Genomic DNA, 21,676 nt, shown 5'->3' on the forward strand with positions numbered 1-21,676 from the left:
CTCCAGACCCCGTGCCAGGCGGGTCCGCGGGTCTGGCAGGGTGGCGGCGGGGATACGGCGTCCGGGTCCGTACCCCCGCGCGGTGTCAGTGTGCGGCTGCGATCTCCTCCCCCGCCTCCATCGGATGGGTGACGTCGTGGGCCTCGCGTCCCTTGCCGAGGTGGTTGAAGAGGAGGTTGAGGACCACGGCCGTCACGCAGCCCGTGGAGATGCCCGAGTCCAGGACGATCTTCGCGGTCTCGGGGAAGGAGTGGTAGAACTCCGGCGCGGTGATCGGGATGATGCCGACGGCCAGGGACACGGCCACGATCAGGACGTTGTTGTCCCTGTCGAGGCCGGCCCGGACCAGGGTCTGGATGCCGCTCGCGGCGACCGAGCCGAACAGGACGATGCCGGCACCGCCGAGAACCGGGCGGGGCACGACCGCGATGAGGGACGCGGCCATCGGGCACAGGCCCATCAGGACCAGGAAGCCGCCGCCGGTCGCGACGACGTACCGGCTGCGGATCCTGGTCATCGCGACCAGGCCGATGTTCTGCGCGAAGGCGCTGCACATGAAGCCGTTGAACAGCGGGCTGAGCGCCGAGCCGAGGGTGTCGGCGCGCAGACCGGCCGCGATGGTCCGCTCGTCGGCGGGGCGTTCGACGATCTCACCGAGTGCCAGCATGTCGGCGGTCGACTCGGTCATCGAGACCACCATCACCACGCACAGCGACAGGATGGCGGCGAGCTGGAACTGGGGGGCGCCGAAGTGGAACGGGGTGGGGAAGCCCACCACGTCGGCGTCCGCGACGGGGCCGAAGTCCGTGACGCCGAACGGTATGGCGACGAGGGTGCCGACGACCAGTCCGAGCAGGACGGCGATCTGCTTGACGAAGCCACGGGTGAAGCGGCGCAGCAGCAGGACGATGAGCAGGGTGACGCCGGCGAGGGTGAGGTAGGTCGTCGAACCGTAGTCGTCGGCCCCGGGGTTGGGGCCCTGGGCCCAGCCGAAGGCGACCGGGAGGAGGGAGACACCGATCAGGGTGATGACCGAGCCGGTGACGACCGGCGGGAAGAAGCGGATCGCCTTGCAGAAGATCGGGGCCGCGAGGAAGCCGAGGAGGCCGGCGACGATGACCGCGCCGAAGATGATCGGCAGGGCGTCGGACTTGTCCTCGGTGGAGGCGACGATCGCGGTCATGGGGGCGACACCGGCGAAGGTGACGCCGTTGACGAAGGGCAGCCGGGCACCGATCTTCCAGACGCCCAGGGTCTGCAGGAAGGTGGCGAGGCCCGCGGTGAACAGGCAGGCGCCGGTGAGGAACGTCAGGTCGGTCGCGGACAGGCCTACGGCCGCGCCGACGATCAGGGGTGGGGCGACGACTCCGGCGTACATGGCGGCCACATGTTGCAGGCCGCTGGTCGCCATTTTGAGGGCGGGGAGTTTCTCGTCGACAGGATGGGCGGCCACGGCGGCTCCTCCGGGCGGGTAACACGTCGTCGTCGACGTGGGTTTCAGGGAGGTGGTGCATGTGGTCGTGCGGGACCGTGACGGAGGTGGCGCATGAGCGGTGCGGGGGCTGAGGGGTGACCGTGTCCGGGGCGCGCGCGTCCGCACGCGCCCCGGACACGGCTTGCCGTGGATCCCGCTCGGATCCACGGCCCCGGCCGGGAGCCGTCCCTCCCGACCGGAGTCTCGTGGCGGACCGGCCGTGCGGCGGCCGGCCCGGTCGGCCCGTGGATCAGCCCTGGGCGGCGATCCGGGCGAGGCGCTGGGCCTCCTCGCGGGTGGAGCGGGCGATGGCGTCCTCGTCGACGGTGAGCAGGCGGCCGTTCTCGACGATCTGCCGGCCGTTCACGAAGGACGCGGTGACCGGGGCCGCGGCGCCGAGGACGAGCGCGGTCACCGGGTCGGCGATGGAGGCGTGGGCGAGGGTGTCCATCTTCCACAGCACCAGGTCGGCGAGCTTGCCGGGCTCCAGCGAGCCGATCTGCTCGGACCGGCCGAGGACCTGTGCGCCGCCGTGGGTGCCGAGCCGCAGCGCCTGGCGGGCGCCCAGGGCGGCCTCGCGGTGGGCGCCGAGGCGGTTGATCAGCAGGGCGTTGCGCAGTTCGGTGTGGAGTTCGCCGGACTCGTTGGAGGCGGTGCCGTCGACGCCGAGGCCCACGGGTACGCCCGCCTTGAGCATGTCGGGGACGCGGGCGATGCCGGCCGCGAGGCGGGCGTTGGACGAGGGGCAGTGGGCGACACCGGTCCTCGTGCGGGCGAAGGCGGCGATGTCGGAGTCGTTCATGTGGACGCAGTGCGCCATCCACACGTCCTCACCGAGCCAGCCCGTGGACTCGAAGTAGTCGGTGGGGCCCATGCCGAACAGCTCGTGGCAGAACTTCTCCTCCTCCACGGTCTCCGAGCCGTGGGTGTGCAGCCGTACGCCCAGTCGGCGAGCCAACTCGGCTCCCTGGCGCAGCAGTTCGGTGGAGACGGAGAACGGCGAGCAGGGGGCGACCGCCACCTGCGTCATGGCGTCGAAGGAGGGGTCGTGGTGCTTCTTGACGGTCTCCTCGGTCGCGGCGAGCGCACCCTGAAGCGTCTCGACGGCGAAGTCCGGCGGCAGGCCGCCGTCCTTCTCGCTGCGGTCCATCGAGCCGCGGGCCAGCGTGAAGCGGACGCCCGTCTCGGCGGCGGCCCGGATGATCGAGCCGGACAGGTCGCCGGAGCCCTGCGGGTAGACGTAGTGGTGGTCCATGGCCGTGGTGACTCCGCCGCGGGCCATCATGGCGAGGGACCCCTGTGCGGCCGCGTACGTCATCTGCTCGTCGATGCGCGCCCAGGTGGGGTAGAGCGCGACGAGCCAGTTGAACAGGTTGTGGTCGGTGGCCAGGCCCCGGGTGATCCACTGGTAGAAGTGGTGGTGGGTGTTGACCAGACCGGGCGTGGCCAGGTGGCCGCTCGCGTCGATCCGGCGCACCACGTTCTCCAGGCCTTCGGGGGCCTTGCCCGCGCCGATCGACTCGATCCGGTTGCCGGCGAGGACCAGGTGCCCGGAGGCGTACTCGGTGTCGCCCGCGTCCACGGTCGCGATCGCGCAGTTCTCGATGACGATGCGCTGGGCTGCCGATGGTGCCATGGTGCTTCCTTGTCTTTCAGTGGCGGACCCGTGGACAGGGGGCGGGGGCGTCCACGGGGAGGGCACGGCAGGACCCTAGGAGGATTTGAGTGCCGGAGCCGGTTGCCCGTTCCGGGTGCCGAGATGATGGAAGAACAGGTTGAGCAGGACGGCGACGAGCGCTCCCGCGCTGATGCCCGAACCGAGCACGGTCTGCGCCCAGGCCGGGAAGTCGGCGTAGAAGGTCGGTGCGGCGAGCGGGATGATGCCGGCGCCGAGCGCCACGGCCACCAGGATGATGTTGGAGCTGTCGTCGAGGCCGGCCTCCGACAGCGTGCGGATGCCGCTGACGGCGATCGAGCCGAAGAGCACGATGCCCGCGCCGCCGAGGACCGGCATGGGGACCAGGGAGACGACCGCGCCGAGGACGGGGAAGGCGCCGAGGACCAGCAGGGTGGCGCCGGCGACGGCGACGACGTAGCGGCTGCGCACCCGGGTCAGCGAGACGACGCCGACGTTCTGGGCGAACGCGGAGGTGGGGAAGCCGCCGAAGACCGGGCCGATCAGGGTGGCGATGCCGTCGGTGCGCAGGCCGCGGGTGATGGTCCTCGCGTCGGCGCGGCGGTCGCAGATCTCGCCGAGGGCGAGCATACCGGCGGAACTCTCGGTCATCAGCACCAGCATCACGATGCACAGCGACAGGATGGCCGCGGGCTGGAACTCGGGGGCGCCGAAGGCGAACGGCGTGGGCAGGGCGGCGACGGGCGCGGACTTCAGGCCGCTGAAGTCGGCCATGCCGAACGGGATGGCGGCCAGGGTGCCGATGAGCAGCCCGGACAGCAGGGCGACCTGCTTGACGAAGCCGCGGCCGAAGCGCTGGATCAGCAGGATGACGGCGAGGGTGAACCCGGCGAGCGCGAGGTGCCGCATGGCGCCGAAGTCGGCGGCGGTCTTGTCGCCGCCCTGTGCCCAGCTCACCGGCACCGGCATCAGTGTGACGCCGATCAGGGTGATGACCACGCCGGTGACCAGGGGCGGGAAGAAGCGCAGGAGCCGGCCGAAGAACGGGCCGAGGGCCAGGCAGAAGGCGCCGGCGACCATCACCGCGCCGTAGATCGCGGGGAGTTGGTGGCCTCGGCCGTTGGTCTCGGCGATCGCGAGGATCGGGGCGATGCCCGCGGAGGAGGCGGCGTTGACGAAGGGCAGCCGGTTGCCGGCGAAGCCCTTGACGCCGATGGTCTGCAGGAGGGTCGCGAGGCCCGCGATGAGCAGGCTCGCGGCGATGAGCCGGGTGCGGGCCGCGATGTCGAGTCCGCAGGCCTGGCCGATGATGAGCGGAGGAGTGACGACGCCCGCGTACATCGCGGCGATGTGCTGGAGCGCGGCGGGGACGAGCCGCGTCGGGTGGAGTTTCTCGTCCACCGGGTGCACGGACGTGACGGCGTCCTCGGTGTGCACCGGCGGGGTGGAACACGGGGCTGTGGCGGGCCCCTTCGCAGGCTGTGCCATTTTGTTCCCTCCGGTGTGGCGGGCCCCCGGCCCGGGTGGCGGGGCCGGGGGCGCGCGTCCCGCGTCAGAGGTTGGTCATGTCGACCGGGATACGGGCCTCGCAGCCGTCCCGCAGGACGGTGGCCTCGATGAGGCCGTAGGGGCGGTCGGCGGCGAAGTAGACCTCGTTGTCGTTCTTCAGTCCGAACGGCTCCAGGTCCACCAGGAAGTGGTGCTTGTTCGGCAGCGAGAAGCGGACCTCGTCGATCTCGCCGCGGTTGTTGATGATGCGCGCGCCCATCTGGTACAGCGTCTGCTGCAGCGAGAGGGAGTAGGTCTCGGCGAAGGCCTGGAGCATGTGCTTCCTGACCTGCTCGTAGGACTTCTCCCAGTGGGGCATCTTCTGCTCGTCGTCGGTCCAGTTGAACCGCCAGCGGGCGGAGACCTGGGTGGCCAGGATGCGGTCGTACGCCTCCGGCAGGGTGGTGTACTTGTCCTTGACGTAGCCCCAGAACTCGGAGTTGGTCGAGTTCATCACGACCAGGTCCTTCAGACCGGAGACGACCTCCCACCGCTCGCCGTCGTAGGTGATCTGGGTCAGCCGGGTCTCCTGGCCCTTGCGGACGAAGGAGTGCTTGACCTCGTCGGCGCCGATGAACTGGGAGTTGGCGTCCGAGGTCTCGATCCGCTCCCAGGCGTACTCCTCGATGCGGATGCGGGCGCGGTGGATCGGCTCCTGCGAGGTGACGAAGTGGCGGGCGAGGTGGATGCCGAACTGCTCGGCGGACTCGATGCCGTGTTCCTTGGCGAACGCGTACACCGTGTTCTTGGTGGTGTCGGTCGGCAGGACGTTGGCGTTGGAGCCGGAGTAGTGGACCTCCTCCATGTCGCCGCTCAGTGCCACGGAGACGTTGAGGTCCTTGATGTGGTGGGTGGCGCCGTCCCGCGTGATCTTCACGACTCGGTTCTCTGCCTTGCCGTACTGGTTCTGTCCCAGGATCGTGGGCATGCCTGCTAGCTCCCTCGGTAAACGGAGTAGCCGAACGGGTTGAGCAGCAACGGTACGTGGTAGTGCTCCCCGGGCTTCACGGCGAAGGTGATCGCCACCTCGGGGAAGAACACGGCACCGCTGTCCCGATTCGCGGGGGCGTCCTGCTGCGCATCGGCTTGCTTCTTGACGAAGTACGCCTCGACGGCGAAGTCGAGCCGTACGTGGGTGGTTCCCTCCGGCAGTGCCGGCAGGTCCTTGCACCGGCCGTCGGCGTCGGTCGCGGAGCCGCCGAGCGCCTGCCAGTCCGCATGCCGCCCGGCGCGGGCGGACAGGTGGACGGCGACGCCCTCGGCGGGGCGGCCGACGGAGGTGTCCAGGATGTGCGTGGACACGGAGGCGGTGGTGCTGGTGCTCATGGTGTCAGGCGTCCTCTTCGACGAGTCGGGCCAATCGGATGCGGTTGATCTTGCCCAGCTCGGTGCGCACGATCTCCCGCTCCTGCTCCGGCGCGTTGCCGATCCGCTCCTTGACCGCGTCGCGCATCTGCTCGGCGGTCCTGCCGGTGGCACAGATGAGGAACACATGGCCGAACCTGTCCTGGTAGGCCAGGTTGAGGTCGAGCATCTCGGCCTTGAGTTCCTCGGAGGCGCGGGCCATGCCGCGCTGTTCGCGGGTGGAGGTCGGGTCGCCGGGCTTGGGGCGCCCGATCGGCGGGTGCCCGGCCATCGCCTCTTCCAGGTCCGCCGCGGTCAGCTCGGCCATGGCGGCGTCGCTGGCCGAGCAGAGGTCCTCCACGGTGGCGTACGGGCGGGCGGCGAGCAGTCGCCGGGCCCACTCGGTGGACGCGCACGCCTCGTGGAGGGCGGCGAGGGCCGCAGGCTCCTCCAGGTCGTTGAACCGGGCCAGGCCCGGGGGCGTGGAAGTCGAAGTCACGGGAGCCTCCGTGGCCGGAATCGGCCTTCGTGCTGAACGGGCTGCCGATAGCTAACGCCCTCGGAAACACCACGTCAACACTTTGTTGAAAATTCGGGGTGGCCGGTCCGCGTGCGCCCGGCCCTCTCCCCGGCGGCTCTCAGCCTTCCTTCTCGCGGTTGAGGTAGTTGTAGACGGTGAAGCGGCTCACCCCGAGCGCGCTCGCCACCGTCTCCACCCCGTGCCGAACGGAGAAGGCGCCGCGCGCCTCCAGCATCCGTACGATCTCCTGCTTCGCCTTGCGGTCCAGCTCGGCGAGGGGCTTGCCCCGCTTGCGCTCCATGGCCGCCAGGATGTGGTCGAGCGAGTCCGCCAGCTGGGGCAGGCGTACGGCGACGACGTCGACGCCCTCCCAGGCGAGGACGACGTCGTCGGGACCGGCCTCGTCCGGCGGGAGCATCTCCCCGCCCATGGCGTCCACCAGCGGCTTCACGGCCGTGATGAAGGGCTCGTCCCCGCTCATCTACCGCCCTCCCCGATCACGTTGACCTGGAGCGAGACCCGGGTGGCGCCGGCCGCCAGGGCCTTGCGCAGCAGGGCGTCCACGGCGGTGAGGACCGCGTCGGCGCCGCCCTCCGCGGTGTTGCCGAACGGGCCGACGTCCACCGCGTCCAGCTTCGCCGCCTCGACGACCTCGCGGGCGACCAGCGCGTGCGCGGGCGCCTCGTCGAGATCGAAGGGCTCGGTCGTGAACTCCACTCTCAGTCGCACTTTGTGCCCCCATGGCATCTGCTCCGACCCGCGCGTTCCGGCGGGCCGGCGATCGGGGTCGGTGACCGCCCGGACCGCTTGGTGAGACCTTAACGGACCCGCGCGCGTCGCCCGCCGCCGAGAAGGCGGCCCGCCGGATCCGCCCCGTTCCGTGCGACGGACCCGCCGTCCGGCCGCGTAGAGCAGACGACGGATTCACTCACGGAGGGAACTGCACAGTGACAGCGCGTGCACTCAAGGCGGCACTGAGAGGTGCCAGGGGTACCGCGGTCGCGGCGGCGGCGATGGCCGCGCTGACCGCCTCGCAGGCGCCGGGGGCGGTCTCGGCGCGGGCGTCGGAGCCCGCCCGCAAGGCGGCACCCGCCGAGCACGGGCCCAGCGTGTCCGGCGACACCCCCTACCGCACCGGTCTTCCCCCGCTGCGGACCCGCGAGCAGACCCCGGCGCAGAGCGTGCCGGGCGGCGCCCTGCCCGCGAGCGTGTTCGCCGCGTACCGGCGTGCCGAGACGCAGCTCGCGCGGACCGCGCCCGGCTGCCGACTGCGCTGGCAGCTGCTGGCCGCGATCGGCCAGGTGGAGTCCGGGCAGGCGCGGGGCGGCCGGGTGACCTCGGACGGTACGACCGTGACGCCCATCCTCGGTCCCCGGCTGACCGGCGGCGCCTTCGCCGTCGTACCGGACACCGACGACGGTGCCCACGACGGGGACGCGGTGTACGACCGCGCGGTCGGCCCGATGCAATTCATCCCGTCGACCTGGGCCCGCTGGGGCGTGGACGGCAACGGCGACGGGCACGCCGACCCGGACAACGTCTACGACGCGGCCCTCGCCGCCGGCCGCTATCTGTGCGCTGGCGGCCGGGATCTGTCGAACCCGGCCGACCTGGACGGGGCGATCCTCGGCTACAACCACTCGGACGCCTATCTGCGCACGGTCGAAGCCTGGTACGCGTACTACCTGACCGGACACCGGGTGGTGCCGGACGCTTCCGTCGAGTCCCCGGACCGGCCGAAGCCGTCCCGCCCGAAGACCCCGAAGACCCCGAAGACCCCGGCGAAGCCGTCGGACGACAAGCCGGGGCCGGGCCCGTCGCGCACGCCGTCGGCCCCGCCCGCCTCGCCCTCTCCCGCCCCGTCCCGCACCGCCGAGGTCCCGAAGGCGTCCCACACGCCGCTGGTCCCCGTCCCCGCACCGACCCTCACGCTGTCCGGCGGCGGTGTGCTGCCGGACGCGGAGCCGCTGCCGGCAACAGCTGGAACACGATGAGCGTCGCCCCCTCCACAACCGCTGATACTCGGCGGTAATGTCGCCACCCGCCGGAAGCACAGGACCGGCGGGTGCGTGCGAAGGGGCCCTCATGGCGACGGACATGCCTGCGGACATCAAGGCCGCCGACGAGCGTTGGCAGCGCATGTGGAGCCACCGCGAGCAGCTGCTCAAGGTGGCCCGGCGGCGCTCGATGAGTCCGGAGGACGCCGAGGACGCCGTGCACGAGGCGATGCTGCGGGCCGCGGAGCGTCCGGACCTCGACGACGAACGGCTCGGCGCCTGGCTGACGACGGTGACGATGCGGCTGTGCGTCGACCGGTACCGGCAGGTCAACCGCGAGGCCGAGGTGGGCAGCCGCCCCACGCTCGTCGCGCCGGGCCCGGTGCCCGTCGAGGAGGCGGTGTGCGACCGGGCCGAGGCCAGGTGGCTCGCCGTGCGCAGCGGGGAGCTGCCCGCCCGGCAGGCCGAGGCGCTCCGGCTGAAGTCCGAGGACCTGGACGTGAGCCAGGTCGCCGTGCGGATGGGGCTCAGCTACCGCACCGTGGAGTCGCTGCTCGCCCGGGCCCGGCGGACGCTGCGCGCCTCGCTGGCCGGGACGCTCGGGCTCGTGCTGTTCCTGGTCGGGCGCGGGCGGCCGCGCGGGGGCGGGAAGGTACAGGCCGTCGCGGTCACCTCGACGGCGGCGACCCTGGCGGTGGCGGGGTTCGTGCTGCCGTACGCGCTCGACGGGGGCGGTGGCGCGCCGGCTCCGGCTCCGCAGCCGGCGGTGTCCGGTGAGGCGCGGGTGCTCGGCACCGACAGCACCGGTCCGTCTCGCGCTCCTCGGACGCGCACGTCCCCGGCGCCGGCGGCGGCGCCGAGCCGGACGGCGACTCGATCGCCCGCCGGCGCGTCCGTCGTTCCGCTCTCCGTGCCGTCCCTGCCAAAGGTCTCGTCGCCGTCGCTTCCCGAGCTGCCGGTGGAGTCCGCGGTGCCGTCGGTGCCGCCACTGCCCTCCGCGCCATCGGTGCCGCCGCTGCCCTCCGCGCCGTCCCTCCCGTCCGTCTCCCTCCCCGTGGCCACCCCGAGCGTGCTTTCCCCGAAGCTGCCGTAGCACGCCGTAAACGCGTCCGAAAAAAACTTCGCGGTCGCCGCGACGGACGCCCCGCCCCTCCCCGTAGAGCAGATGTCGGAGCTGCTCCACGCGCGAAGGGTGGGACCGGATGGGTGTCGAGATCTGTGTGGAAGGGCTGACCAAGTCCTTCGGCCACCAGGTCATCTGGCAGGACGTGTCGCTGACGCTGCCCGCCGGGGAGGTCTCGGTGATGCTCGGCCCCTCGGGGACGGGCAAGTCGGTGTTCCTCAAGACGCTCGTCGGCCTGCTCAAGCCGGAGCGCGGCTCGGTGAAGGTCGCGGGCCGGGACATCACCCGCCTGCGGGAACACGACCTCTACGAGGTGCGGAAGCTGTTCGGGGTGCTGTTCCAGGACGGCGCGCTGTTCGGCTCGATGAACCTGTACGACAACATCGCCTTCCCGCTGCGCGAGCACACCCGCAAGTCCGAGAGCCAGATCCGGCACATCGTGCTGGAGAAGATGGACATGGTCGGGCTGATCGGCGCCGAGGGGAAGCTGCCCGGTGAGATCTCCGGCGGTATGCGCAAACGGGCCGGGCTCGCCCGTGCCCTGGTGCTCGATCCGGAGATCATCCTCTTCGACGAACCCGACTCGGGCCTCGACCCGGTGCGCGTGGCCTACCTCAACCAGCTCATCGTCGACCTCAACGCACAGATCGACGCGACCTTCCTGATCGTCACGCACGACATCGCCTCCGCCCGCCAGGTCCCGGACAACATCGGGCTGCTGTTCCGCCGGGAGCTGGTGATGTTCGGACCGCGCGAGCAGCTGCTGACCAGTGACGAGCCCGTCGTACGGCAGTTCCTGAACGGCCGGATGCAGGGGCCGATCGGCATGGCGGAGGAGAAGGACGCGGCCCAGGTCGAGCAGGAGCTGGCCCAGATCGACCAGGGCGGCGGGGTCGAAGGCCTCACTCCCCGCCTGCTGCCGAGCCCCGGTATCACCCGCCCGCCTCGCTGGGAGGCGATCGCGCGACGGGAGACCGAGCTGCACCGCAAGGAGGTGAGCGACGCATGAGACTCTCCCCCACGGGTGCGCTGCGGCACTCCGGCAACCTGTTCGCGCTGGCGCTGGACGTCGTCCGGTCCCTGCCCCGACGGCCTTTCCAGGCAAGGGAGTTCATTCAGCAGGCGTGGTTCGTCGCGAGCGTGACGATCCTGCCGACGGCTCTGGTGTCCATTCCCTTCGGGGCGGTCATCTCACTCCAGATCGGCAGCCTGACCCGGCAGTTGGGCGCGCAGTCCTTCTCCGGTGCCGCGTCCGTGCTCGCCGTACTGCGCGAGACCTCACCGATCGTCACCGCGCTGCTGATCGCGGGCGCGGGCGGTACGGCGATCTGCGCGGACCTCGGGGCACGAAAGATCCGGGACGAGATCGACGCGATGCAGGTACTCGGCATCGACCCGATCCACCGGCTCGTCGTACCCCGCGTGCTGGCCTCGATGGTCGTGGCCGTCCTGCTCAACGGCCTCGTCTCGGTCGTCGGCGTCGCGGGCGGCTACTTCTTCAACGTCATCCTCCAGAACGGCACGCCCGGCGCCTACCTGGCGTCCTTCACCACCCTCGCCCAGCTCTCCGACCTGTGGGCGGCCGAGATCAAGGCGCTGGTGTTCGGGGCCATCGCTGCGATCGTCGCCTCGTACAAGGGGCTTACCGCGCAGGGCGGTCCGAAGGGCGTGGGCGATGCCGTCAACCAATCCGTGGTGATCACCTTCATGTTGCTGTTCGTGACCAATTTCGTGATGACCGCGGTGTACTTCCAGGTCGTCCCGCAGAGGGGTTAGCCGATGCGACCTCAAAGACTCCTCGACCGCCCCTTGCGCTCCCTGGAGGAGCTGGGCGGCCAACTGACCTTCTACGGCCGATCTTTGGCCTGGACCGGCCGTACCCTGCGCCGCTACAAGAAGGAGATCCTGCGGCTGCTCGCCGAGGTCAGCTTCGGGCGCGGCGCGCTCGCCGTCGTCGGCGGCACGGTCGGCGTGATCGCCTTCCTCTCCTTCTTCACCGGCACCGAGGTGGGCCTCCAGGGCTACGCGGCCCTCAACCAGCTCGGCACCTCCAACTTCGTGGCGTTCCTGTCGGCGTACTTCAACACCCGGGAGATCGCCCCGCTGGTCGCCGGGCTCGCCCTGTCCGCGACGGTCGGCGCCGGGTTCACCGCGCAGCTCGGCGCGATGCGGATCAGCGAGGAGACGGACGCGCTGGAGGTGATGGGCGTCCCGTCACTGCCGTTCCTGGTGACGACGCGGATGATCGCCGGCTTCGTCGCGGTGATCCCGCTGTACGTGATCGGGCTGCTGTCCTCGTACCTCGCCGCCCGCACCATCACCACCGGCTACTACGGGCAGTCCACGGGCACGTACGACCACTACTTCCAGCAGTACCTGCCGCCGGTGGACGTCCTCTGGTCCTTCGGCAAGGTCATCGTCTTCGCCGTGCTGATCATCCTGGTGCACTGCTACTACGGCTACTACGCGAGCGGCGGTCCGGCGGGGGTCGGCGTCGCGGTGGGCCGGGCGGTGCGGACGTCGATCGTCGCCATCAACGTCCTGGACTTCTTCCTGAGCCTCGCGATCTGGGGCGCCAGCACGACCGTACGGATCGCGGGGTGAGCGCGGTGCGCATGCACGAGATGAGACTCAGGCTGTACGGCATCGCGTTCATCGCCGTGCTCGCGCTGCTGCTGTCGCTCGCGGTGGCCGTCTACCAGCAGGCGTTCACGTCCGTGGTACGGATCACCCTGGAGGCCGACACCCTCGGTAACCAGCTGGACCCGCGCGCCGACGTCAAGCTGCGCGGGCTGCTGGTCGGTGAGGTGCGCGCGGTGCACGCGGACGGCACGAAGGCCACGCTCGACATCGCGCTCAGGCCCGCGCACGTCTCGTCCATCCCCTCGGACGTGCACGCGCGGCTGCTGCCCAAGACGCTGTTCGGCGAGAAGTACGTCGACCTGGTGCCGCCCGCGCACTCCTCGGCTCGGCCCATCCGCGCCGGAGACGTCATCACCCAGGACCGCACGAAGGTCGGCATCGAACTCCAACAGCTGATGAACGACCTGCTGCCGCTGCTGCGCACGGTCAGGCCCGGTGAACTGAACGCCACACTCTCGGCGTTCGCCACCGCGCTGGAGGGCCGCGGCGACCGGATCGGCGACAACCTCACGCGGGTGGAGGGCTATCTGCGCCGCCTCAACCCGCACCTGCCGTCGGTCAAGGAGGACATCTCGCGCTTCGCCGACGTCGCCGAGGTCTACGGCGACGCCGCGCCCGACCTGATGCGGATCCTGCGGAACACGGTCACCACCAGCCGGACGATCGTCGAGAAGAAGGACCAACTGGCCGCAGCGCTGCGCGCGACCGCTTCCGTGGCGGGCACGGCGAACGACTTCCTCGCCGAGAACGGCGACCGGCTGATCACCCTGGGCCGCGTCTCCCGCCCCACGCTGGAGCTCTTCGCCCGCTACTCCCCCGAGTACCCGTGCCTCTTCCAGGGCCTGGTACGGCAGGAGAAGGCGTCGGAGGAGGCGTTCCGGGGCGGGCAGATGCGGATCACCCTCGAGGTCGTCCGGCCGCAGGGGGCGTACCAGCCCGGTGAGGAGCCGGTCTACGGAGAGCGGTCGGGCCCGAACTGCCGTGGTCTGCCGCATCCGCGGGTGCCCGGGCCGAAACCCCATCTCGACGACGGTACGTCGGCCGGACGTACGGGTGGCGTGTTCCCCGCAGGTGTCGACGTGTCCGCCACCGAGGCCGAGCAGCGGGCCGTCGGCTCGCTCGTGGCCCCCGTCATGGGCGTCCCGACGGACGAGGTGCCGCCCGTGGCCACCCTGCTCTTCGGGCCGCTCGCGCGCGGAACGGCGGTGAGTGTCGCATGAGCAGGGCAGGAGCCCGGCAGACCGCCGCCCCACTGATCAAGTTCAGCCTCTTCGCACTGGTCACGATCGTGGCGACGGCCCTGCTGGCCGCGACCATCGTCAACTTCTCCTTCACCTCGAAGGACACGTACCACGCGGTGTTCACCGACGTGACCGGGCTGGAGACCGGCGACGACATCCGGGTGGCCGGAGTGCGGGTCGGGGAGGTCGAGGACATCCGGATCAAGGACCGGACCCTGGCCGAGGTCACCTTCACCGTCACCTCGGACCGGCCGCTGCTCGCGGGCACCCACGCGGTCGTCCGCTACCGCAACCTGGTCGGGCAGCGGTACATCGCGCTGACCGAGGGTGCCGGCGACGGCACCGCCCGGCTGCGGCCCGGCGGCACCATTCCGCTGGCCCGGACCCAGCCGGCGCTGGACCTCAACGCCTTGCTGAACGGGTTCAAGCCGCTGTTCGCCGCGCTCAGCCCGAACGACGTCAACCAGCTCGCCACCGAGATCATCAGGACCCTCCAGGGCGAGGGCGGCACGGTGAACAGCCTGCTCGCGCACACGGCGTCGCTGACCACGACCCTCGCCGACCGCGACCAGCTGATCGGCTCGGTGATCGAGAACCTCAACACCGTCCTGGAGACGCTCGACAAGCGCGGCTCCCGCTTCTCCGGGCTGCTCAGACAACTGCGCCGGGTGATCTCCGGGCTGTCCGCCGACCGCAAGCCCATCGGGCGGTCCCTGGTGGGCATCGGCGACCTCACGGACGTCACCTCGGGACTGCTGGAGGACGCGCGTCCACCGCTGAAGGACGACATCGCCGGTCTGAGCGATCTCACCGGAAACCTGAACAAGAACGAGAAGACCGTGGAGGGCGTCCTGAAACGGCTGCCGAACAAGCTCGACAAGCTGACCGGGACGGCGTCCTACGGCTCGTGGTTCAACTTCTACCTCTGCGACTTCGACGGCCGGATCGTGCTGCCGAGGACGAAGCAGGTGATCACCCCGGAGCTGCACGTGGCACGGGCGAGGTGTGGCGGATGAGCGTGCGCGTCCCGCGGCGCGAGGTCCGCCGCCCCGAACCCCTGGTCAAGGTGCGCGTCCTGCCACCGAAGCTGCCGAAGCTGCCCCGGCCGCCGAAGCGCAAGCCCCGCCCCGAACCCCTGGTCAAGGTGCGCGTCCTGCCACCGAAGCTGCCCGGCATCCGGCTGCGGCTCCCGCGTCCGAGGCCCCTGCGCACGGGGGCGCCTCCCAGCGGTGGCCGGGGGAGGAACCCGGTCGTCGTCGGCGCCGTCGGCCTCACCTTCCTCGCGCTGCTCACGGTCGCCGCTTTCCACGCCGACAGCCTGCCGCTGATCGGCGGCGGCGAGACGTACAGCGCGGCCTTCTCGGAGGCCGGCGGGCTCAAGCCGGGCGACGAGGTACGGATCGCCGGGGTGAAGGTCGGCAAGGTCGAGGACGTCGACCTCGACGACGACCACGTCAAGGTCACCTTCAAGGTGAAGGGCGACCCCGCGTTCGGCACCGACACGGGCGCGTCGATCCGGGTCAAGACGATCCTCGGAGCGAAGTACCTGGCCCTGCACCCCAGGGGGCCCGGCCGGTTGAGGCCGGGCAGCGAGATCCCGCTCGGGCGGACCGTGTCGGCGTACGACGTCGTCCAGGCCTTCAGCGACCTCACGACCACCAGCGAGGAGGTGGACACGGACCGGCTCGCGAAGGCGCTGGACACGATCTCCGTCACCTTCCAGGACTCGCCCGCGGAGGTGCGGGCATCGATCAAGGGACTGTCGCGGATCTCCAGGACGGTCGCCTCCCGTGACAAGGAGCTGCGCGGACTCCTGGACCACGCGAACGGAGTCACCAAGGTGCTGGCCGACCACACGAACGACTTCTCCGCGCTGGTGAAGGACGGTGACGAGCTGTTCAAGGAGATCGCCAAGCGCCGCAAGGCCATCCACAAGCTGCTCAAGAGCTCCGTGCTGCTGGGCATCGAGCTGTCCGGCCTGGTCGACGACAACAGCAAGGAGATCGGGGCCGCCCTGAAGAACCTCAACACCTTCGTGAAAATGCTGGAACGCAACCAGGCGAGCCTCGACCGCAGCGTAGGGCTGCTCGCCCCCTACGTGCGGCTCTTCACCAACACCCTCGGCAACGGCCGCTGGTTCGACTCCTACGTCCAGAACCTGGTCGCCGCCCCGGTCACGCCACGGACGGGAGGCACCCGATGACCCGCAGACTCCTGGCCCTGTTCACCGCGCTCGCCGTCGTCGTGGCGCTCGCCGTGGTCCTGTGGCCGAGCCCGGACCCCGTCCGCGTCACGGCGTACTTCCCGCGCACCGTCGGCATCTACCCCGGCTCCGACGTCCGCGTCCTCGGTGTCCGCATCGGCGAGGTCAAGAAGATCACGCCGGAGGGCGGCCGGGTGCGCGTGGAGCTGGAATACGACCGCGGCCGCAAGGTTCCCGCGGACGCGCAGGCCGCCATCATCAACTCCTCGGTGGTCAGCGACCGTTACGTGCAGCTGCTGCCGGTGTACCGGAAGGGCGCGGTGCTGCGGGACGGCGACGTCATCCCCGAGTCCCGTACGGCCGTCCCCATCGAGCTGGACCGGATCTTCGACAGCCTGCACACCACCGCCGACGCGCTCGGCCCGAACGGCGCCAACCGGAAGGGCTCGCTGTCACGGCTGCTCGGGGTGAGCGCGGACAACCTCGAGGGGCAGGGCGAGAACCTCAACCGGACGGTCGAGGACCTCTCCCAGGCGGTCACGACGCTGTCCGACGGGCGCGGCGACCTGTTCGGGACGGTGCAGAACCTTCAGGTGTTCACAGCCGCGCTGGCGGCGGACGACAAGAGCGTGCGGTCGTTCAACACCAGCCTCGCCGACGTGGCCGGGCAGCTCGCCGGAGAGCGCAAGGACCTCGCGGCCGCGCTGAAGTACCTGGCCGCCGCGCTCGGTGACGTGTCCGGCTTCGTGAAGGGCAACAAGAAGGCGCTGACCTCGGACGTCAAGGGCCTGGCCAAGGTCACCAAGGTCCTGGTCACCCAACGGGCGGCACTGGAGGAGCTGTTGACCGTCGCCCCCACGGGCCTGTCGAACCTGCAGAACGCCTACAACCCCGCCGCCGGCACCCTCGACACCCGCAACAACGCGCAGACCTCGCAGGACCCGGCGTCCCTGCTCTGCTCGCTCCTGAGGACGACCAGGGACGAGGGCGGCAAGAACCCCGACTGCAAGGACCTGAAGAAGCTCTTCGACTCCCTGCCCGAGGTACCGGCCGCCCCGGCGACGGGCACGGTCGACAGGACCCTCGGCGGAATCCTGGGGGCACGGGCATGAGCGTGCTGCGCAAGGGGCGGGTGGCCGCCTGGACGGCGGTCGGCTCGCTGCTGCTGACCGGCTGCGAGTTCAACGGCTGGTACGACGTCCCGCTCCCCGGCGGCGCCGCCTCGGACGGCCACGCCTACCACGTCACCGTCGAGTTCAGGGACGTACTGGACCTGGTGCCGCAGTCGGCGGTGAAGGTCGACAACGTCACCGTGGGCGCGGTCGAGAAGGTGGAGCTGGACGGCTGGCACGCGCGCGTGCGGCTGCGGATCGCCGACTCGGTGAAGCTGCCCGGCAACGCGGTCGCCGACCTGAGGCAGACCAGCATGCTCGGCGAGAAGTACGTGGCCCTGTCCGCGCCGACCGGCACGCAGCCCGTCGGACGGCTCCGTAACGGCGACCGCATCCCGCTGTCCCGCAGTGGCCGCAACCCGGAGGTCGAGGAGGTGCTGTCGGCCCTGTCCGCGCTGCTGAACGGCGGCGGGGTGGCCCAGCTGAAGACGATCACCGTCGAGCTGAACAAGGCTCTCGGCGGCCGCGAGAACCGGGTCAGGTCGTTGCTGAAGCAGCTCGACGCCTTCCTCGGCGGCCTCGACGACCAGCGGGCGGAGATCGTACGCGCGCTCAAGGGCGTCGACCGGCTGGCCGAGCGGCTGAAGAAGGAGAAGAAGACGATCGCCCTGGCCGTCGACACCATGCCGCCGGCTCTGAAGGCCCTCGCCGACCAGCGCCGGGACCTGACGAAGATGCTCACCGCCCTGTCCAAGCTCGGCAAGACAGGCACCACGGTCGTGAACGCCTCCCGGGACGACACCGTCGCCAACCTCGAGAAGCTGCGGCCCGTCCTGCAGGAGCTGAACAAGGCGGGAGACGACCTGCCCGACTCCCTGGAGCTGCTGACCACTTATCCGTTCCCGCGCAACGTCACGGACGCCGTCAAGGGTGACTACGTCAACCTGAGGATCACCGCCGACCTCGACCTGACAGGCATCTACGGCAACGTCACCGACAAGCCGGACAAGGGCAGGAAATCCCCGGCGCCGGGGGCCCCGCACCTTCCGGGCGTTCCCACTCCCACGCCCCTGCCGTCCACCCCGTCCCTGCCGGACACCCCGTCCCTGCCGGACACCCCGTCCGTGCCCTCCGCACCCGCGGCGCCCTCGACGCCCTCCGACGGCAGCACCCTGCTGTGTCCGCCGGTGTGCACCGCGGCCTACGGCACCGGGGACGGCTCGCGTCGCCTCCCACCAGGGGTCGACCTGGGCCTCGCCGAGCTGATGCTGAAGGGGATACTGCCGTGATCACACGTACGGTCAAGGCCCAGTTGCTCGCCTTCGCGACCGTCACCGCCCTCGGGGTGTCGTACGTCGGCGCCCGGTACACGGGCCTGGTGGACGATGTCCTCGACCGCGGTTACACCGTGCGCGCCGACTTCGCCGAGTCCGGGGGCGTCTTCCCCGGCGCCGAGGTCACCTACCGCGGTGTGCCGGTGGGCCGTGTGGGCGAGCTGAAGCTGACCGGGTCGGGGGTGTCGGTCGCCCTGAAGATCGAGGACGGCGCCCCGGAGATCCCGGCCGACACGCTCGCGGTGGTCGCCAACCGTTCGGCGGTGGGCGAGCAGTACGTCGACCTGCAGCCCCGGCACTCCGGCGGCCCGTATCTGATGGACGGCAGCCCCATCCCGCGCGGCCACACCCGCACGCCGCTGCCGGTCACCGACCTGGTCCTCAGCCTCGACCGGCTGGTCGACTCCGTCGGGAAGGACGATCTGCGCACCACCGTCGACGAGCTGGGCAAGGCCTTCGCCGGCACCGGACCGAACCTGAGCCGCCTGGTGGACTCCGGCGACGCGCTCGTCCGCTCGGCGTCCGACTCGCTCCCGGAGACGGTGTCGCTGATCGAGGACTCGCGCAAGGTGCTCAAGACGCAGGCCGACCAGGGCTCGGCCATCACGTCGTTCTCACACGATCTGGCGGACCTCGCCGAGGAGTTGAGGTCCAGTGACGGGGATCTGCGCCGGCTGATCGGCAACACGGTGCCCGCCGCGCAGCAGGTCGACTCCCTGCTGAAGTCCACGCGGCCCTACGTGCCGGTCCTGCTGGCCAACCTCGTCAGCGGCGGCCAGGTCACCGTGGCCCGGCTGCCCGGGGTCGAACAGGCCCTGGTCACGCTCCCGCTCACCGTGTCGGGCAGCTACACGGTCATCCCCGGCGACGGCACCACCCACTTCGGGTTGACCGTGAACGCCGACGACCCGCCCGCGTGCACCCAGGGCTACGGAACCCAGCGGCGCGATCCCGCCGACACCAGCACGCGCCCGGCGAACACCGACGCGCGCTGCGCGGCACCGCGCGGGGGCGAGACCTCGGTGCGCGGCGCGCAGAACGCCCCCGGCGCGAGGACCGGTTCCTCCCGCGCGAACCGGGCCGCGTTCGTGGCCCCGTACGACCCGGAGACCGGCACCCTGACCGGCCCGGACGGAACGCCCGTCGAGATCGGCTCGACGGGCGGCGAACAGAGCGTCTTCGGAAAGGAGTCGTGGCAATGGCTGCTCGTGGGACCGATGGCATGACAGGGGGACGCATGAGGCTGCTGTGGGCGGGGCTCGTCACCGTGACCGTGCTGACGGCCGTGCTGTCCGTCTGGCTGGGCCTGAAGCTGGCCGACCAGCGCGGCGCGCAGCAGCGCCGCCAGGACATCCTGGCGGCGGCCCGCCAGTCGGCACTGAACTTCACCTCGCTCGACTACCGGCACTACGAGCGGGACAGCGGCAATGTCCTGAAGGGCGCCACCGGCGATTTCAAGAAGCAGTTCGCCGCGCAGACCGAGCAGCTGACGAAGCTCGTCGCCCAGAACAAGTCGGTGTCCGAGGGACAGGTGCTGGAAGCGGGCATCGTGCGGTCCGACGAGCGCTCGGCCCGGGTCCTGGTCGTGGCCGACAGCAAGGTGACCAACACCGCCGCGCCCGAGGGCCAGGCGCGCACCTACCGGCTCCAGCTCGATCTCGTGCGCGTGGACGGCCGCTGGCTGACCTCCGACGTCGCGTTCGTGGGCTGAACAACCAGTGAGGCCATCAGTGAGGAGAGACACCGTGGCGAACCCGACCTCCCGAACCCGGGGCACCGGCTCCCCGGCCCGCCGCACCATGCCCGCGGCCGCCCGCGCGGCGGCCAAGCGCGCCGGGCGGCCGGCCCGCCCTGACCGCGGTGGCCCTGCCTCCGCCGGCCCGGCGCAGGAGACCCCCTCCGGGCGCACCCTGCTCATCGAGCCCCCGGCGAACGGCTGGGAGGACCCGCCGGAGCCCGAGCTGGTCGAGGAGGAGCCGTGGGAGAGCGCGCCGCCGCGCGGGGTCCGGCGGAGAGTGCTCACCGCGGTGCTGGGCGCCGTACTCGTGGCGGCCTTGGTCGTGGCCGCCGTGCTCGGGTGGCAGTACCGGCAGGAACGGCAGGCGGAGCAGGCCCGCAGCGAGGCCCTCGCGGTCGCGCGGAAGGTGGCGCCGGTCGTGCTGTCGTACGACTACCGGCACCTGGACCGGGACTTCACCCGGGCCCGCGCCCAGCTGACCGGGCGCTTCCGCGACCAGTACGGCACGACCACGAAGACGGTGGTCGCGCCGACGGCGAAGAAGTACCACGGCGTGGTGAAGGCGACCGTGGCCACGCCTGCCGACGGCGGTGGACCGGCGGTCTCCGTCGTGTCGGCCACACCGGACAGGGCCGTCGTCCTGCTCTTCGTCAATCAGGTCACCGTAAGCACCCAGGTCTCGGGGCCCCGTCTGGATCTGAACCGGGTGCGGATGACGCTCTCGCGCACCTCCGACGGCTGGAGGGTGAGCGGCGTAGACGCCCTCTGATCAGGCCTTGGCACGTGCCCTCGCGCAGTACGCGCGGGGGCACTTTTTCGTGGTCTCTCTTGACAGTCCTCCCCCCTCCCAGGCAGTCTTCCGTTAAGCAGAAACGAACTTCCGCATTATGGAATTACAGGGAAGGGAGCGCCGCCCCCGTGGGATGTGCAGACCAGCGCTTCAACGTCAACCTGTCGATCCTCTTCACGGAACTCCCGCTCCTGGAGCGCCCCGCGGCCGCCGCCGCGGCGGGCTTCACCGCGGTCGAGCTGTGGTGGCCCTGGGTCGACTCCCCCACCCCCGAACAGTCCCGGCTCGACGCGCTGAAGAAGGCGATCGAGGACGCGGACGTCCGGCTCACGGGGCTGAACTTCTACGCCGGACAGCTGCCGGGCCCCGACCGCGGCGCCCTGTCGATCCCCGGTGAGGAGGCGGAGAAGTTCCGCGCCAACATCGACGTGGCCGCCGGCTTCGCCGCCTCCCTCGGCTGCACGGCCCTCAACGCCCTCTACGGCAACCGCGTCGAGGGGGTCGACCCGGCCGAGCAGGACGCGCTCGCGCTGGAGAACCTCGCCCTCGCGGCCCGGGCCGCCGACCGGATCGGCGCGATCCTGCTGATCGAGGCCCTGAACCAGCCGGAGTCGCCGCTGTACCCGCTGGTGAGCGCGCCCGCCGCGGTCGGCGTCGTCGACAAGGTCAACGCGGCGACGGGGCTCGGGAACGCGAAGTTCCTGATGGACCTGTACCACCTGTCCATGAACGGCGAGGACCTGCCCGCGGTCATCGAGCGGTACGCGGCGAAGACCGGGCACGTGCAGATCGCCGACAACCCCGGCCGCGGCGCCCCCGGGACGGGCTCGCTCCCGCTGGAGGAGCTGCTGGACCGGCTGAAGAAGGCCGGTTACGACGGCTGGGTCGGCCTGGAGTACAAGCCGGGCGACCGTCCGAGCGCCGAGGCCTTCGGCTGGCTGCCGGCCGAGGCCCGCGCCGCCCGCTGACCACC

Annotated in this window: 22 protein-coding genes; 14 read left to right on the plus strand and 8 right to left on the minus strand. The window is 71.0% G+C overall.

Translation table 11 applies throughout. The features are described from left to right. Positions 1-85: 85 nt before the first annotated feature. From ACGFRF_RS06230 to ACGFRF_RS06265, 8 genes are all read right to left on the minus strand, one after another. Positions 86-1,453, minus strand: a complete 1,368-nt coding sequence (locus ACGFRF_RS06230; protein ID WP_393737419.1) for a nucleobase:cation symporter-2 family protein — start codon at positions 1,451-1,453, stop codon at positions 86-88. 271 nt (positions 1,454-1,724) lie between these two features. After that, positions 1,725-3,110 carry an 8-oxoguanine deaminase gene (locus ACGFRF_RS06235; RefSeq protein ID WP_393737420.1) on the minus strand — a complete coding sequence of 462 codons (1,386 nt, stop codon included), beginning with the start codon at positions 3,108-3,110 and terminating at the stop codon, positions 1,725-1,727. Positions 3,111-3,185: 75 nt separating this feature from the next. Continuing rightward, positions 3,186-4,598: a nucleobase:cation symporter-2 family protein gene (locus tag ACGFRF_RS06240; RefSeq protein ID WP_393737421.1), complete on the minus strand. Its 1,413-nt coding sequence runs from the start codon at positions 4,596-4,598 to the stop codon at positions 3,186-3,188. A gap of 64 nt (positions 4,599-4,662) precedes the next feature. Continuing rightward, a complete protein-coding gene (gene pucL, locus ACGFRF_RS06245; protein ID WP_393737422.1) occupies positions 4,663-5,586 on the minus strand; it encodes a factor-independent urate hydroxylase in 924 nt (307 codons plus the stop codon). Between the two features lie 5 nt (positions 5,587-5,591). Next, positions 5,592-5,984, minus strand: a complete 393-nt coding sequence (gene uraH, locus ACGFRF_RS06250) for a hydroxyisourate hydrolase (protein WP_393737423.1) — start codon at positions 5,982-5,984, stop codon at positions 5,592-5,594. Between the two features lie 4 nt (positions 5,985-5,988). Next, positions 5,989-6,501: a 2-oxo-4-hydroxy-4-carboxy-5-ureidoimidazoline decarboxylase gene (gene uraD, locus ACGFRF_RS06255; RefSeq protein WP_393737424.1), complete on the minus strand. Its 513-nt coding sequence runs from the start codon at positions 6,499-6,501 to the stop codon at positions 5,989-5,991. Positions 6,502-6,640: 139 nt separating this feature from the next. Then, positions 6,641-7,003 (minus strand): helix-turn-helix domain-containing protein, encoded by a 363-nt coding sequence (locus ACGFRF_RS06260; protein ID WP_393737425.1) that lies wholly within the window; start codon positions 7,001-7,003, stop codon positions 6,641-6,643. Further along, the gene (locus tag ACGFRF_RS06265) at positions 7,000-7,251 is read right to left on the minus strand and encodes a hypothetical protein (RefSeq protein WP_393737426.1); all 252 of its coding nucleotides are present in this window, start codon (positions 7,249-7,251) and stop codon (positions 7,000-7,002) included. Before ACGFRF_RS06265 ends, ACGFRF_RS06260 begins: the two co-directional genes overlap by 4 nt. Before the next feature lie 218 nt (positions 7,252-7,469). Between ACGFRF_RS06265 and ACGFRF_RS06270 the strand changes: the two genes are divergently transcribed. The 14 genes from ACGFRF_RS06270 to ACGFRF_RS06335 all read left to right on the plus strand — a co-directional run bounded on the left by ACGFRF_RS06270 (position 7,470) and on the right by ACGFRF_RS06335 (position 21,671). Next, on the plus strand, positions 7,470-8,516 hold the full coding sequence (locus ACGFRF_RS06270; RefSeq protein ID WP_393737427.1) for a lytic transglycosylase domain-containing protein: 1,047 nt from the start codon (positions 7,470-7,472) through the stop codon (positions 8,514-8,516). A 91-nt stretch (positions 8,517-8,607) separates the two neighbouring features. Next, positions 8,608-9,612 carry a sigma-70 family RNA polymerase sigma factor gene (locus tag ACGFRF_RS06275; RefSeq protein WP_393737428.1) on the plus strand — a complete coding sequence of 335 codons (1,005 nt, stop codon included), beginning with the start codon at positions 8,608-8,610 and terminating at the stop codon, positions 9,610-9,612. Positions 9,613-9,721: 109 nt separating this feature from the next. Next, positions 9,722-10,651 (plus strand): ABC transporter ATP-binding protein, encoded by a 930-nt coding sequence (locus tag ACGFRF_RS06280; RefSeq protein ID WP_393737429.1) that lies wholly within the window; start codon positions 9,722-9,724, stop codon positions 10,649-10,651. Then, a complete protein-coding gene (locus ACGFRF_RS06285; protein ID WP_393737430.1) occupies positions 10,648-11,418 on the plus strand; it encodes an MlaE family ABC transporter permease in 771 nt (256 codons plus the stop codon). The genes ACGFRF_RS06280 and ACGFRF_RS06285 overlap by 4 nt, the downstream gene beginning before the upstream one ends. 3 nt (positions 11,419-11,421) lie before the next feature. Further along, the gene (locus ACGFRF_RS06290) at positions 11,422-12,246 is read left to right on the plus strand and encodes an MlaE family ABC transporter permease (RefSeq protein ID WP_393737431.1); all 825 of its coding nucleotides are present in this window, start codon (positions 11,422-11,424) and stop codon (positions 12,244-12,246) included. A gap of 11 nt (positions 12,247-12,257) precedes the next feature. Beyond that, positions 12,258-13,505, plus strand: a complete 1,248-nt coding sequence (locus tag ACGFRF_RS06295) for an MCE family protein (protein WP_393737432.1) — start codon at positions 12,258-12,260, stop codon at positions 13,503-13,505. Continuing rightward, positions 13,502-14,542, plus strand: a complete 1,041-nt coding sequence (locus tag ACGFRF_RS06300; protein WP_393737433.1) for an MCE family protein — start codon at positions 13,502-13,504, stop codon at positions 14,540-14,542. Before ACGFRF_RS06295 ends, ACGFRF_RS06300 begins: the two co-directional genes overlap by 4 nt. Then, positions 14,539-15,729 (plus strand): MCE family protein, encoded by a 1,191-nt coding sequence (locus ACGFRF_RS06305; protein ID WP_393737434.1) that lies wholly within the window; start codon positions 14,539-14,541, stop codon positions 15,727-15,729. Before ACGFRF_RS06300 ends, ACGFRF_RS06305 begins: the two co-directional genes overlap by 4 nt. After that, positions 15,726-16,841 (plus strand): MCE family protein, encoded by a 1,116-nt coding sequence (locus ACGFRF_RS06310; protein ID WP_393737435.1) that lies wholly within the window; start codon positions 15,726-15,728, stop codon positions 16,839-16,841. The genes ACGFRF_RS06305 and ACGFRF_RS06310 overlap by 4 nt, the downstream gene beginning before the upstream one ends. Then, positions 16,838-18,130, plus strand: a complete 1,293-nt coding sequence (locus tag ACGFRF_RS06315) for an MCE family protein (RefSeq protein ID WP_393737436.1) — start codon at positions 16,838-16,840, stop codon at positions 18,128-18,130. The genes ACGFRF_RS06310 and ACGFRF_RS06315 overlap by 4 nt, the downstream gene beginning before the upstream one ends. Then, positions 18,127-19,401: an MCE family protein gene (locus ACGFRF_RS06320; RefSeq protein ID WP_393737437.1), complete on the plus strand. Its 1,275-nt coding sequence runs from the start codon at positions 18,127-18,129 to the stop codon at positions 19,399-19,401. Before ACGFRF_RS06315 ends, ACGFRF_RS06320 begins: the two co-directional genes overlap by 4 nt. Positions 19,402-19,412: 11 nt before the next feature. Next, a complete protein-coding gene (locus ACGFRF_RS06325; RefSeq protein ID WP_393737438.1) occupies positions 19,413-19,886 on the plus strand; it encodes a hypothetical protein in 474 nt (157 codons plus the stop codon). Between the two features lie 34 nt (positions 19,887-19,920). Beyond that, entirely contained in the window at positions 19,921-20,682 is a 762-nt protein-coding gene (locus ACGFRF_RS06330) for a hypothetical protein (RefSeq protein ID WP_393737439.1), read from the plus strand. A gap of 149 nt (positions 20,683-20,831) precedes the next feature. After that, a complete protein-coding gene (locus tag ACGFRF_RS06335) occupies positions 20,832-21,671 on the plus strand; it encodes a TIM barrel protein (protein WP_393737440.1) in 840 nt (279 codons plus the stop codon). Positions 21,672-21,676: the final 5 nt, after the last annotated feature.

The sequence above is a fragment of the Streptomyces sp. NPDC048521 genome, from assembly GCF_043199855.1.
In the GTDB taxonomy this organism is placed as follows: Bacteria; Actinomycetota; Actinomycetes; order Streptomycetales; family Streptomycetaceae; genus Streptomyces.

Excerpts from the sequence above, each read along its gene's own strand:
- ACGFRF_RS06315 (WP_393737436.1), top strand. The coding sequence starts at position 16,838 with ATGAGCGTGCTGCGCAAGGGGCGGGTGGCCGCCTGGACGGCGGTCGGC.
- ACGFRF_RS06290 (WP_393737431.1), top strand. The coding sequence starts at position 11,422 with ATGCGACCTCAAAGACTCCTCGACCGCCCCTTGCGCTCCCTGGAGGAG.
- ACGFRF_RS06260 (WP_393737425.1), bottom strand. The coding sequence starts at position 7,003 with ATGAGCGGGGACGAGCCCTTCATCACGGCCGTGAAGCCGCTGGTGGAC.
- ACGFRF_RS06275 (WP_393737428.1), top strand. The coding sequence starts at position 8,608 with ATGGCGACGGACATGCCTGCGGACATCAAGGCCGCCGACGAGCGTTGG.
- ACGFRF_RS06295 (WP_393737432.1), top strand. The coding sequence starts at position 12,258 with ATGCACGAGATGAGACTCAGGCTGTACGGCATCGCGTTCATCGCCGTG.
- ACGFRF_RS06280 (WP_393737429.1), top strand. The coding sequence starts at position 9,722 with ATGGGTGTCGAGATCTGTGTGGAAGGGCTGACCAAGTCCTTCGGCCAC.
- ACGFRF_RS06235 (WP_393737420.1), bottom strand. The coding sequence starts at position 3,110 with ATGGCACCATCGGCAGCCCAGCGCATCGTCATCGAGAACTGCGCGATC.
- ACGFRF_RS06240 (WP_393737421.1), bottom strand. The coding sequence starts at position 4,598 with ATGGCACAGCCTGCGAAGGGGCCCGCCACAGCCCCGTGTTCCACCCCG.
- ACGFRF_RS06310 (WP_393737435.1), top strand. The coding sequence starts at position 15,726 with ATGACCCGCAGACTCCTGGCCCTGTTCACCGCGCTCGCCGTCGTCGTG.
- uraH (WP_393737423.1), bottom strand. The coding sequence starts at position 5,984 with ATGAGCACCAGCACCACCGCCTCCGTGTCCACGCACATCCTGGACACC.
- ACGFRF_RS06325 (WP_393737438.1), top strand. The coding sequence starts at position 19,413 with ATGAGGCTGCTGTGGGCGGGGCTCGTCACCGTGACCGTGCTGACGGCC.
- pucL (WP_393737422.1), bottom strand. The coding sequence starts at position 5,586 with ATGCCCACGATCCTGGGACAGAACCAGTACGGCAAGGCAGAGAACCGA.
- ACGFRF_RS06285 (WP_393737430.1), top strand. The coding sequence starts at position 10,648 with ATGAGACTCTCCCCCACGGGTGCGCTGCGGCACTCCGGCAACCTGTTC.
- ACGFRF_RS06300 (WP_393737433.1), top strand. The coding sequence starts at position 13,502 with ATGAGCAGGGCAGGAGCCCGGCAGACCGCCGCCCCACTGATCAAGTTC.
- ACGFRF_RS06305 (WP_393737434.1), top strand. The coding sequence starts at position 14,539 with ATGAGCGTGCGCGTCCCGCGGCGCGAGGTCCGCCGCCCCGAACCCCTG.